The organism is Larkinella rosea (genome assembly GCF_003858635.1).
In the GTDB taxonomy this organism is placed as follows: domain Bacteria; phylum Bacteroidota; class Bacteroidia; order Cytophagales; family Spirosomataceae; genus Larkinella; species Larkinella rosea.
On sequence record NZ_RQJO01000008.1, the window covers coordinates 1,752,525 to 1,765,193 of the forward strand.

12 protein-coding genes are annotated in these 12,669 nt (G+C 53.2%); 4 read left to right on the plus strand and 8 right to left on the minus strand.

Annotated elements, in window-relative coordinates; genetic code table 11:
• Positions 1-43 precede the first annotated feature (43 nt).
• Positions 44-1,201: a zinc-dependent alcohol dehydrogenase gene (locus EHT25_RS15915; RefSeq protein WP_124876049.1), complete on the minus strand. Its 1,158-nt coding sequence runs from the start codon at positions 1,199-1,201 to the stop codon at positions 44-46.
• A gap of 143 nt (positions 1,202-1,344) precedes the next feature.
• On the opposite strand from EHT25_RS15915, the gene EHT25_RS15920 reads away from it, so the two are divergent.
• The gene (locus tag EHT25_RS15920; RefSeq protein ID WP_229311564.1) at positions 1,345-1,590 is read left to right on the plus strand and encodes an alpha/beta hydrolase; all 246 of its coding nucleotides are present in this window, start codon (positions 1,345-1,347) and stop codon (positions 1,588-1,590) included.
• A 111-nt stretch (positions 1,591-1,701) separates the two neighbouring features.
• On the opposite strand, the gene EHT25_RS15925 is transcribed toward EHT25_RS15920, so the two are convergent.
• Complete coding sequence (locus EHT25_RS15925; RefSeq protein ID WP_124876051.1) at positions 1,702-3,441, minus strand: alpha-amylase family protein; 1,740 nt, start codon at positions 3,439-3,441, stop codon at positions 1,702-1,704.
• A gap of 166 nt (positions 3,442-3,607) precedes the next feature.
• On the opposite strand from EHT25_RS15925, the gene EHT25_RS15930 reads away from it, so the two are divergent.
• Positions 3,608-4,297 (plus strand): YetF domain-containing protein, encoded by a 690-nt coding sequence (locus EHT25_RS15930; RefSeq protein ID WP_124876052.1) that lies wholly within the window; start codon positions 3,608-3,610, stop codon positions 4,295-4,297.
• A gap of 9 nt (positions 4,298-4,306) precedes the next feature.
• Positions 4,307-4,996 (plus strand): DUF421 domain-containing protein, encoded by a 690-nt coding sequence (locus EHT25_RS15935; protein WP_124876053.1) that lies wholly within the window; start codon positions 4,307-4,309, stop codon positions 4,994-4,996.
• Between the two features lie 153 nt (positions 4,997-5,149).
• Here EHT25_RS15935 and treZ read toward each other — a convergent pair whose 3' ends face one another.
• The 5 genes from treZ to EHT25_RS15960 form a co-directional block, all read right to left on the minus strand.
• A complete protein-coding gene (treZ, locus tag EHT25_RS15940) occupies positions 5,150-7,003 on the minus strand; it encodes a malto-oligosyltrehalose trehalohydrolase (RefSeq protein ID WP_124876054.1) in 1,854 nt (617 codons plus the stop codon).
• Positions 7,004-7,015: 12 nt separating this feature from the next.
• Positions 7,016-8,623, minus strand: a complete 1,608-nt coding sequence (locus EHT25_RS15945; RefSeq protein WP_124876055.1) for an alpha-amylase family glycosyl hydrolase — start codon at positions 8,621-8,623, stop codon at positions 7,016-7,018.
• 413 nt (positions 8,624-9,036) lie between these two features.
• On the minus strand, positions 9,037-9,513 hold the full coding sequence (locus EHT25_RS15950; protein ID WP_124876056.1) for a response regulator: 477 nt from the start codon (positions 9,511-9,513) through the stop codon (positions 9,037-9,039).
• 261 nt (positions 9,514-9,774) lie between these two features.
• Complete coding sequence (locus EHT25_RS15955; RefSeq protein ID WP_124876057.1) at positions 9,775-10,563, minus strand: LytTR family transcriptional regulator DNA-binding domain-containing protein; 789 nt, start codon at positions 10,561-10,563, stop codon at positions 9,775-9,777.
• Between the two features lie 110 nt (positions 10,564-10,673).
• Positions 10,674-11,618: an SMP-30/gluconolactonase/LRE family protein gene (locus EHT25_RS15960; protein WP_185731380.1), complete on the minus strand. Its 945-nt coding sequence runs from the start codon at positions 11,616-11,618 to the stop codon at positions 10,674-10,676.
• Between the two features lie 302 nt (positions 11,619-11,920).
• Here EHT25_RS15960 and EHT25_RS15965 point away from each other — a divergent pair, with 302 nt between their 5' ends.
• A complete protein-coding gene (locus EHT25_RS15965) occupies positions 11,921-12,526 on the plus strand; it encodes a cysteine hydrolase family protein (RefSeq protein ID WP_124876059.1) in 606 nt (201 codons plus the stop codon).
• Between the two features lie 20 nt (positions 12,527-12,546).
• On the opposite strand, the gene EHT25_RS33360 is transcribed toward EHT25_RS15965, so the two are convergent.
• A partial coding sequence (locus EHT25_RS33360; RefSeq protein WP_374756144.1) for a DUF6766 family protein occupies positions 12,547-12,669 on the minus strand: 123 nt, incomplete at its 5' end.

Sequence of the window (12,669 nt, forward strand, 5' to 3'; positions counted from 1 at the left end):
TGAATCGGAAAAATAGAAATAGTGTGGAAAATGGGTTGGCCATTCAGGGTTTGAGAACCACCTTGGTGCAGTCGTCCTCCTTGTTTTTGAAAATGTCATAGGCATTTGAAATCTCCGACAGCGGCAGCGTGTGCGAGATGATGTCATTCAGCACTACTTTGCCTTGAACCACCAGATCCAGTAGCGCATCGATGCGTTCGTGTACGAACGACTGACCAAACCGCATGGTGAGCCCCTTGTCGAAAATCCGGTGCAGCGGGAAGTTGTCAAAAGGACTGCCGTAGACGCCAACCACCGGAACAATTCCGCCCCGGCGCACGGTCTGAAAACACAGTTCCAGTACTTTGCTGGTTCCTTTCTCAAAATTGATAACGGCTTTGGCCTTTTCCATAAACGACCGGCTGGCTTCCATTCCGACCGCATCGACGCAGACATCCGCACCCCGGCCACCGGTCATCTCCCGAATCGCTTGGATGACGTCCACTTCGTCTGGATTAATGGTTTCAACCCGATTGACGCTCCGGGCGCGATCCAGCCGGTAATTGAGCGGATCAACGGCAATGACCCGGCCCGCACCCTGCAACCAGGCGGCTTTCTGGGCCATTAGCCCCACCGGCCCCGACCCGAAAATGACCACGGTTTCGCCCCCTTTCAGTTCACCCCATTCGATGGCGCTCCAGCCCGTCGGGAAAATATCGGTGAGAAACAGGACCTGCTCATCGGTTAGTTCCTGTGGGACATGACGCAACCCGTAATCGGCAAAGGGAACGCGCACGGCTTCGGCCTGTCCACCGTTGTAACCCCCGTAGAGGTCGGAATAGCCGAACAAACCGCCCCCTTTTTCCGTCGTCAGCCCGCCGTCGGGGCCGTAGTGTTCGGGATTGGATGCTTCGCAGTGCATCTGAAAACCGTGCTGGCAGAAATAACATGTGCCGCAGGCAATCGTAAAAGGTACAATGACGCGGTCGCCTTTCTTCAGTCGGGTTACTTCCGGGCCAACGTCTTCCACAATGCCCATGAATTCGTGGCCCAGTACTTCATTTTGCAATTGGGGTAGAAAACCATCGTAGATGTGCAGATCCGAACCGCAAATGGCAGTGGAAGTAATTCGGACAACCGCATCGCGGGGCTGTTCGATTTTGGGATCATCTACGTTTTCATACCGGATATCACCAATTTTATGGAATACGCCTGCTTTCATGAAATCACGTCCTTGCGTTGAAACAGATTTTGTACACCTAACCGGAGGTGTCAGGCATTGGTTAACCAAGCTGGTTGTTCAATGAGGCAATGGTCCGGTTTTAATGCAAAACCGGTAGCCGATCCTTCTTCGCACGTTTGGAAATGACTTTTGTCGATGTGGCAAAGCTGAACGGTTTACCTCCGGCTACGATCATCGCGGCTCAGATCGATCCGCTGCAAACCGAAGGTCAACAGTTGCAGAAAGCGCTGGAAAACGCGGGTGTCAAAACCGAATACCGCATGTATGAAGGCACGACGCACGAATTTTTCGGCACCAGTGCAATTGTAGACAAAGCCGCTCAGGCGCAGGATTTTGCGGCCGGCCGGCTGAAGGAAGCCTTTCAATAAAACCTTTGAAGAAGGAGTCGGGTGGCTGGAACTGGTTTTCGGATTGCCAGCCACCCGGTTTTTTACCGCCAGCTTTTTCTGCTTTCGTCGTTTTTGTAGCTTTCGAACGGCTTACTTTTGCAGCCGGTACCAGTTGTAGCCGTATCCCGTTAACTGAATCGGGTATTTGCCGTCATTTTCGGGGCGGTTTTCGGCTTTGTCCAGCAGGCTAACCAGCTTTAACCCGGCTTTGGTGTCAGTAGCCAGCCGAAACCGTTGAGGATTCGGGCTGAAATTGTGCAGCATCAGCAACGACCGGCCCTGCCAGTCGTACCGGATGGCGAGCACGTTCGGCGAGTCGGTGGGCAGTAATTGCCAGTTTCCCCAGCCAATTTCGGGACAGTTTTTCCGCAACTGCGCCAGACTCCGCACCCGGTTCAGCAAGGACGCCGAATCCGCCAGTTGAGCCGCTACATTTACTTTCGCGTATTGAAAATCGCCCCGGCTAATGACCGGGTGCACGGTTTTGGCCGCCGTTGAAAAACCGCCCTGGGGGGTATTCGACCACTGCATTGGCGTCCGGATCGATTCGCGTTCTTTTAGTCGCAAATCGTCGCCCATACCGATTTCTTCGCCGTAGCGAATCACCGGCGTTCCCGGCAGCGAAAACAACAGGCTATATGCCAGGTCGATCAGTCGCCGGTCGCCCAGCATTGGAGCCAGCCGCCGGCGGATTCCGCGGTCGTAAAGTTGCATGGTGGTGTCGGGACCCATACGGGCGTAGACTTTATCCCGTTCCGTTTCGCTGAGACGACCCAGGTCAATTTCGTCGTGATTCCGCAGAAAGTGGGCCCACTGGGCCGTCGGCGGAATGTCCTTCGTGTCCTCCAGTGCTTTCGCCAAGCGATTTACTTCGCCAGTGGCCAGGGCGTAAAACAGGTGCTGGTTCGCAAAAAAATTAAACATCGTCTGCATGCCCTGCCCGTCTTTGCCAAAATACGGTTCCTGCTCTTTCGGGTCCACATTGGCTTCGCCCAGCAAAATGGCGTCGCTTTTGTGCCACTGAATAAACTGGTGCAGATTCGAAATCATATCGAACTGGTGCTCCGGTTTGTCGGGATCGAAATCCGGATTCGCAATTTCGATCAGAAACGGAACGGCGTCGACCCGAAATCCGGCAATGCCTTTGTCAAGCCAATGTTTAACGATTTTCCGCATTTCCTGTTGAACAGCCGGATTCTGCATGTTTAGATCGGGCTGAAAATCGTAAAACCGGTGGTAGAAATAAGCTCCCGCCGTTGGGTTAAACGTCCACACAGTTTTCTGCACACCGGGAAAAACCATGCCCCGGTCGTGTTTTTTGGGCAATTCCTTCGACCAGACGTACCAGGAGCGGTAGGGTGATGCCGGATTGCGGATGGCCTGCTGAAACCAGGTGTGCTGGTCGGAGGTGTGGTTGGTTACCAGGTCCATCATAACGCGGATATTCCGCTGACCGGCCTGCTGCATAAATTCCGCAAAATCCGCTTCGGTACCCAGGTGCGGGTCGATGCCGTAGAAATCCGAAACATCGTAGCCGTCGTCGCGGTTAGGCGTCGGTTGAAACGGGGCCAGCCAGATGGCATCGACGCCCAGCTTTTTCAGGTAATCCAGTTGCTGGGTCAGGCCCTTGAAATCACCGAAGCCATTGCCGTCGGTGTCTTTGAATACTTCAACATCAACACTGTAGATCAGGCTATTTTTATACCACAACTCTTGAATAAAATCGGTTGGAACCGGTGCGGGTGGCGTTTCTTTGGAACCGGTTTCGGCTGGTTGTGATTGACAGGCGAACAGCAGGCCAAAACCCAAAAGCAGCATTTTTTTCTTCATAACCCCGGATTTTATTGCGATAAGAAGGTGTAACACCACCAGCTGGCTACCGTCTAAATTTTGCGCATTTCCCGATTCACTGGCCCGGATCGGGCTCATTCCCTCAATTCCTGTCAATTTTTGTGACCTTCCATAGCCATCTGACTTTCCGAAAAGTTAAGTCGGTATGAAGAAAGAAGACATCGAGTTCGGGGATTGGCAACGGATTTTAATCGGGAATGCGCCAGCCGAATTTCTACTGGAAGTATTGATTCGCACAATTGTAATCTATTGCCTGCTCATTGTGGTGTTGCGGTTTTTGGGGAAGCGCATGAATGGGCAACTGACAAACCTGGAAATGGCCGTTATGCTTACGCTGGGAGCCATCGTTTCTCCGGCCATGCAGCTCCCCGACCGGGGTATCCTGTCCGGAGTGGTGGCGCTGCTGTGCGCCCTGACCTTCCTCCGCGTCACCAACCTGCTGGGGTATAAAAGCCGGAGAATCGAACACATTGTTCAGGGAACCGAAACGCTGTTGATCAAGGACGGTATCATTCAGGTAAGCGTCATGGCCGATAACCGCCTTTCGCACCAGCAGGTTTACTCAGCCCTGCGAAGCAGCAAGATTTACAACGTGAGCAAGGTCAAACGCATGTACCTGGAAGCATACGGCATGTTCAGTATTTTTCCGGATCAAAAAGACCGACCGGGGCTATCGGTGCTACCACCCGACGACGACGAAATTCACTCGCTTCATCGGCCAACGGAAGTGCCGACGCTAGCCTGCACCCATTGTGGGTTTACCGCACCGAAATCGGCCGGTAACCAGCCCTGTCCGAGTTGTCAGGCCAATCAATGGGTCGATGCGGTTTTGTAAAAAACATCTATGAAAAAAGACGAGATTCACTTCACGGATTGGGTACGTATTCTGGTGGGCGAAGTACCCGGTTTATTTTACTTGGAAATTCTGATACGGGCCGCGGCCGTTTACCTGATTCTGGTGGGCTCCATGCGGTTAATGGGCCGTCGGATGGCCTCGCAACTTAGCCGGAATGAAATGGCCGCCCTGATTTCGCTGGCAGCGGCCATCGGGGTACCGATATTGGACCCCAGCCGGGGTTTGCTGCCTGCCGTAATCATCGCATTGGTCGTTATTTTAGTTCAACGCCTGATTTCTTACTGGGCTGCCCGGAACGAAAAATTCGAAGGAATCTCGCAGGACATTGCCACCACGCTGGTGGAGAATTCGGTGCTGCAACTTGAAAATATGAAAAGCTCGCGCATCACGCGGGAATTGTTGTTTGCCCAGTTGCGCTCAACCGGCGTGTTGCAGTTGGGAAGCGTCAAACGACTCTATATGGAAGCCAACGGCTCGTTCACCCTCATTCAACAACCCGAACCGAAACCTGGGCTCTCGATTCTGCCCGAATGGGATTCCGAATTTATTGCCCTGCAAACGCCCGTGCCGGATCGGGCAGTGTGTTACTGGTGCGGACATACCCAACCCGCTGGGGCCAGCGATTCGGCGCGTTGCCCTCATTGTAAAAAGCAGGAATGGGTGCAGGCCATTTGCTGATTATCAAGGACTTTAGTTCGTTGGTACAGCTAGAAATATACACTTCTTTTTGGGTCGCATAGCAACTGAATGGTTGTACCAAAAAGAATGCCCTAATCGGTTTTTTGCTACAACCATTTAGTCGCTACGCGGCTGGAAAGTCTGCTTAAAAATCTAGGTTAGGACAGATATCCCTTGATAAACCGTTACGCTGAGGGGCGGCAATTGGAGCGTTTGACCCGGTTCCGGTTGCTCAGGTAAAACCGCCTGAACGATTTTGGCGTTTTCGAGCCACTGCGGTTCTTTCGAATCCAGGCATTTCTGCCAGTTCGAAACCCAATCGGGTAAGGTATAGGTCACTTCTTCTTCAGAAAGATTGAATAAGCCCAGCAGGTGATTCATGCCCGCCGGGTCCTGCCGGTGGAGCCCAAAACCGGCCGACCCTAGCACGGTAACCTGTATTCCATTTTTGGCTCCATTTTGTAAGGCCGGTTCGGTCCGGCGGAGGTCGATCAATGTCCGGTGCCAGTCCAGCATGATCCGGTGTTTACCTTTCGTGCGGTTTTCCCAGCGCAGCTTGGAGTCTGTAAACGTGATTTCCTGAAACGGGTCGATGTGCTCATTATTAGCGTTGAAAGCAGCAAATTCGGCCTTCCGTCCATCTTTTACGGCCTGAATCAGGTTTTCTTCCGAATGATCGGCAAAATAAAAAAATGGTGTTTCGTCGGCATATTCCTCGCCCATGAAGAGTAGCGGCACATACGGCGACAAAAAAACGGCAGCCGCAGCCAGCTTCAACCGTTCGAAATCCACCAGCAGCGACAGCCTTTCCCCGCCGACCCGGTTTCCCACCTGATCGTGGTTGAGGTTAAACACGACGAAATGATCGCCCGGAATGCCGGACGACGACGCGCCGAATTTTCGCTTTCGAAACGCGGTGTACTCCCCACTCATGACAAACCCGTCGGTGTAGGCTTTGGCTAGTTGTTCCAGCCGACCGAAATCGCCGTACCGGTTTTTGCCATCGTGGTCCAGTAATGCATACAGCGCGTGGTGAAAATCGTCGAGCCACTGGGCGTCGAAGCCAAAACCGCCCAGTTCGGTCGTTTTGAGCACTTTGGGATCATTCAGGTCGGATTCGGCGAGCAGGTGAAGCGGTCGACCCAACCGCTGCTCCAGGCGTTTGACGTTATCGTGAATCTGCACCCAGATCGGAACCGCTCCCATATCGAACACCTCGTGGATGGCGTCGAACCGGAGGCCATCGACATGAAACTGTTCCAACCAGAAAATGGCATTGTTGGTAAAATAATCCCGCACGCCATCCGACCAGAGACCGTCGAAATTAATTGCATCACCCCAGGGCGTATGGTATTTACTGGAGAAATAGGGCCCAAACTGGCTGAAATAATTTCCTTCGGGGCCCATGTGGTTGTAGACTACATCCAGAAAAACCGCAATACCGCGCGCGTGGCAGGCATCGATCAGCTTTTTAAATGCCTCGGGACCTCCGTAGGAATTCTGTACCGAATAGGGATATACGCCGTCGTAACCCCAGTTTCGTTTGCCGGGAAATTGAGCAACGGGCATGATTTCAAGGGCATTGATCCCCGTTTCGGCCAGGGCATCCAGCCGCGGGATGATGGCTTCAAATGTGCCTTCCGGCGTGAAGGTACCGACGTGCAGTTCGTAGAGAATCAGGTCTCGGAACGGCAGTCCATGCCAGGATTGATCCTGCCAGGCATAGGCTGAATGATCCACGACCTCCGACGGGCCATGAACGCCCTCCGGCTGAAAATGGGAAGCCGGATCGGGGTAATCGGTGCCGTCATCCGGCCGGAAAAAATAGCGGTCACCGGCCCGGATGCCTTCGATGGTGACGCTAAAATAGCCCTCGTTGTCTTTCTCCATCGAAACCACCCGGTCGGTCGGATGAACGAGGTGTACGGTCATGCGGTCTTTTTCCGGTGCCCAGACCGTAAAGACAACCGTCTCCGGTCCGGCAAAACCGGCTCCAATGTGCTTCATTCCAAGTTGTTATTAATCCAATCGAATTACGACCCCTTCGTCACCGCCCAGTTGGATGGATTCGCCGACGGTTTGCCCTTCCCGTTCGGGATAGGTGGCGAGTTCGACGACGCCTTTGAGCGTAGGGTCTTTGGTTTTAAAATACGCAGGACGATGGCTTAAGTTCAGGATAATGAGGAAACGGGGATACCCCTTGGCCTGTCGCACATAGGCAATCAATTGCGTATCGGCAAAAACCGGTACATAATCCCCCACCATCAGGGATTGTTCCTGTTGCCGAAGACCGATGATCCTTCGGTGCAACGTCAGCATGGAATAGGGATCGTCCCGTTGAGCCTGCACATTTTCCCGGCGGAACTGATCGGCCAGTCGCAGCCACGGTTTTCCCGTCGTAAATCCGGCATTCGGGCTATTGTCCCATTGCATGGGCGTGCGCGCCGGATCGCGGCTGAGGTTTTTGTCGGGCATGTTCAGTCCCTGGGGGTCCTGCACTTCCCCGAAGGGAATCGGCACATCACGCATGCCAATCTCATCGCCGTAATAAATAGTTGGCGTTCCCCGTAACGTCAGCAACAATAAGGCTGCCACGCGGGCCTGTTCTTTCCCCACGCGGCTGGTGATCCGGGGCTGGTCGTGGTTGCCGAGCACCCAGTTGGGCCAGCCACCGGCGGGCAAAACCCCTTCGTACTGGTCGATAGCGGCCGCAATTTGCCGGGAGTCCCACGGTAGCAGCAGCAACTGAAAGTTAAATGGCAAATGGGCCCCTTTGCCATCGATCCCATAATAGGCCACGAGTTGATGAATGGGCAGGTAAATCTCTCCAATCATCAACCGATCGTCGTAGGCATCCAGGACTTTCCGCATTTCAAGTACCAGATCGTGTACCTCAGGCTGGTCTGTCGAGTAAACGGGCAAAAGCTGCTCATACGTTGCCATGTAGGACTGGTAATCCGGGTTGGCGGGATTGTCGCGAAGTTGCTGATCCTTGATCATGTGCCACATCACATCCACCCGAAAACCGTCGACGCCCAGATCAAGCCAGAACCGCATGACATCGAACATCGCCTGACGCACTTCCGGATTGCGCCAGTTCAGGTCCGGCTGTTCTTTCAGGAAGGCGTGGTAGTAATATTGCCCGGTGGGTTCGTCCCACTGCCAGCCGCTGCCACCGAATACGCTGAGCCAGTTGTTGGGAGGAGAACCGTCCGGCAGCGGGTCGTGCCAGAGGTACCAGTCGCGCTTCGGATTGTCGCGCGCGGATCGGGATTCTAGAAACCAGGGATGCTGGTCGGACGTATGGTTGGGCACCAGATCCAGAATCAGTTTCATGCCCCGGTGGTGAACCGCATCCAGGAGCCTTTTAAAGTCCTCCTTCGATCCAAACAGCGGGTGAATGCCCTGGTAATCGGAAATGTCGTACCCAAAATCGGCCATCGGGGATGGGTAGATGGGGGAGAGCCAGACGGCCGTCACGCCCAGCCATTGCAGGTAATCCAACCGATCGAGAATGCCCTGCAAGTCGCCGATGCCGTCGCCGTTGCTGTCCTGAAACGATCGGGGGTAAATCTGATAAATCACTCCTTCCTGCCACCAGAGGTGGTTGTTTGAATCTGCTGTCATAAGCCAATTGGGGTTCGAATGCAATCCTTCGAAATGGTTTGAAAAACCGCCGGATCAGCCGGATGGATGCCGGGGTTGGCGTATGGGCTGTAGGAATACGATTCGCCTATTCCGTTTGGACAGGCGGTTTTTGATTTCGGGCAATGGGTCAAAACCGTATGCCCCTCGTTTCAATAACCAGCAAAGTTGGCTTTAGGTTGGTTGGAGTGGCCCTAACTGAGCCAGCGGCCCTGAAGTTGCCGCATCGAAGCTAGTCAGGACCAATTCTCATTGGTCCTGACTAGCTTCGATACCTAAGATTTTTAGCTTCCGGATCGATGGCAGGCTGGTCGGTAGCTGGATTGCATTCTTGATAGGGAAAATTCAGCGTTTATTTGCAAAATAACCGGTTGACTGACCGGAGTCGGGCCTGCTCAAAGGCCAAAACGCACACTTGGTAAGGCAACGGTATTCCACCAATATTCCCGAATGATTTCAAAACTTTCCAGCCATTCCGTAAAAACGAGCGGTTTGACCAGGTAGCAGGAACTCCCGCGCTGGTAGGCTTCCTGAATGTCTTCGGGTTTATTTGAGCTACTCAGCATGACCACCGGAATGTGACCGAGCGGGGCTGGCAACGCCCGGATAGCCTGCAAAATTTGCCAGCCATCTTCCCGGGTAGGCAGGTACAGATCGAGCAGAATGAGTTCGGGAGCTTCCCAGTCGTCGGAAATGCAGGAACATAAATAGGAGAGTGCCTGATCCGCCGTCAGCGTTTGCACCAGCTTGAGCTCGGGCAGACACCGGTTCATGGCATTTTTGATCAGGAGGTGTTGATCGGCATTATCGTCAATAATCAACACCTTTTTATTACGTAAGCCGAAAGGCTGGGTTTGTCGCTTGTTGGTCATGGAATACAAAACCGCTTTTAAGGCGTATTCTGGTTACTTAAAGATAACTCAATTCAGGCGATTCTTATTGATCGATACCAATAAACGGAGAGTAGGTCCGTTCGTTCCGGCTGTTTGGCTTACCAAAAACCGGGCTCTGGGACCGTTTAATCACATTTTGAAGCTCAGGGGCCGTTGCCTCACTTTTTGGAGTTTCTGGCTGCGAAGGCCTGACTGAGAGGCCGCGATGAATCGGGAACCATCGAAAGTTTCGGTAGGCGGTTACGCCGGCAACTGCTCCGGGCGACCGGTTTTGCCCGGCAGGGCGGCCAGGGTCAGCCAAAACCGCCCGACCTGTTTGATGGTCTGGGTAAAAATACCGCGATCTTCGGAAACCGTCACAACGGAATTGGCCCAGGCCGCGTAACTGCGATTGACCGTTTCCGGCTTCTGCCCAGACACCAGCACCAGCGTCGGAATACTGGCCATCCGCGGTTTTTGCTTCAGTTGCCGCAGGGTTGTCAGACGGTCACTGGTCGAGGTACTGGCATCCAGCAGAATCAGATTAGGTAGCTGATGATCAGGCAGTTCTTCCAGAATTTTATATAAATATTCTCCCCGGTTGACGTGATCAACGAGGCAATTGTCGAACTGACTTTCGAGGCAGTGTTGAATCCACTGGCCCTTTGTGGCGCTTTCGGTCACCAGAAAAACCGTCCGGCCTTCCTTCACCGGAGTGGTAAATGCGGTTTGCCGGTTGGCGGTCGTCAGTGCGTCAACCAGTTGGTGCCAGCGTCGGCGGCCGACGGGCAGTTCCGTCCCGCAAATCATGGTGACCACACCCGCCATTTTAGAGCGCGGAGGAGCCTGCCAACCGGTAACATACAGCGGATTGATCAGGGCGGTTTTATGCACCCGAATGAACTGATTTAGTTTTGTTTCAAAGAAAACCAGCGATTTGCTGACCAGCATTTTTTTGCCATCGGTAAAATGCAGCCAGGTATAATTGCTGCAACCGGACAGAAACGTCATGCTTGCCGATTTTTCAAGTACTTTATCAATAAGGCCCATGGTTATATTGTCATTTACTTATATACAAATATAACCGTCTGATCGGCGAATCGTTTTTTTATCGATCAAATGGGGAAAGCAGTCGTTGACCGGCCCGCGCTTTTTTCAGTTCACGGAATTGGGACCCGGGAAACCGTGAACGGCAGAACCGGGGGTGTTGGGCCGCTTCGGCGGTTTAACTGCCCATTGACGGCCAGAAAATAGGATCCGGCTTTGGCCAGGGTCGTATTGAACAACAGTCCATCGCCGAAGCCCGGACCGACGGTTCCCTGTAAATAATCGCTGCTGAGGGCGACCGGAAAAATCTGGTTGAGGGCGTTGCGGGAAACATACAGCGTATGCTGTTCGAGCCATAAACCATCACCCGCCGTGACGGGGGTTGACAATTGAATTTCGGCGATGCTTTTGTCGGAAATACCAATCCGGTATAATTTGCCGACGGGCGAAATAATCAAAATCAGGTACTGGCCGTCGTCCGTCATTTCGATGCCGTTGGCGTTGACGCCGGTGGACGCATACGGAATCTGGGCGTCTGTGAACGTTAGCCATTGGTCGATCTCGCCCGGTATGTCACTGGCGACGCTGGTGCGGTATACCTGTTTGTTCCACGAATCGGTGAAGTACACGTAGTTTTCATCCAGAATACAGTCGTTGATAAAACCGGTTGCTGAGAACGTTGTCAGATCCCAGCTTTTGAGCAGCGAACCGTCGGGATTCAGTACGTGGATTTTGTTCTGGGTTCCTCCGCACACCCACAAACGGCCTTTCGCGTCGAGTTTCATGCCGTTGCACGTCATTCGGTCCTGGGCAGAACCGGGCGCAAAGAGGACGTTGGTGCCGGTCCGGACATCGACCTTCAGGATGTCGCCGTTGGTGAGGCTGCCGGTATAAAAAAAGCCTTGTTTGGCATCGTAAGCAATTCCTTCCGGGAAAAAGGTTTCACCCGGAATCACGTAACTCGTTTGGTCGGGCTCGATCACATTAAAAAAGTGATCTTTGGTACAGGCGAAACAAACCGCCAGCAGGCCGGACAGGAGAAGTATGGAACGTTTCATGGAGTTGGATAGAAGGAGTGATTTGATACCGGTAAACGGCTTCCCCATTTAAAGCGTTTTGCCAACGCGCCATTTCCTATCGACCGGTTTTTTTTCGTCTTTCGGGTTTCTGGCTCATTCGATCCATTAAGTTCCAACCAAATCGTTTTTTATTGGTTAAGTCCCACATCAGGTTCACCCCGGCGAGACGGATGCGGCTACCAGGGGCTTATCCCCCTGAAATAATGCGGTTGATGTCTTGTTACCTTCGCCGTGGAACCTGCGAGTTGATGTAATTCACTGGCCCGAAATTCGTAAAAACAATGAGTGAGAATCTGCATGGAAATGTCCCCGACTCGTTTCCGGTCGCCCTGTTAATCATCGATATGATCAATGACCTTGAATTTCCGAACGGGGAAAAGTTGCTACCTGCGGCTCTGGAAGCCGCCCAAAACATTGCCAAACTCAAATGCGAGGCCCGCCGGCTGAACATTCCCGTCGTTTATGTCAACGACAATTTCGGCCGCTGGCGCTCGGATTTCAATGAAGTCGTTGATCATTGCCTCCGCGACGGCGTTCGGGGAAAACCGCTGGCCGAGTTGCTGCGCCCCGATCCGGAAGACTATTTTGTGCTGAAGCCCAAGCATTCGGCTTTTTACATGACGACGCTGGATACGTTGCTGGAACACCTGAAAGCCAAACGTTTAATCGTGACCGGTATCAGTGCCGATGTCTGCGTACTCTTGTCGGCCAGTGATGCCTACATGCGCGAATACGACCTCCACGTTCCTGCCGACTGCGTGGCGACGGATGCGCCGACGCATACGCAAACGGCGCTGGCGTATGTTAGGCGCGTATTGAATGCAGACACGACGCCTTCGGATCAGCTGGATCTTCAGGAATTGTGTCGGGTGGTTTTAGCTTCCTGAAGGGTGGTCGTTTAGCTCCTTTATTCGCCGGTCTGGCTGTTGGGTGCGTCGACCGGTTTGGACTCGGGAGAGCCTTTCTGACGCAGAAAAATAGTCAGCACCACAATGGAAAGAACCGACAAAAACTCACTTTGCCAGTTTTG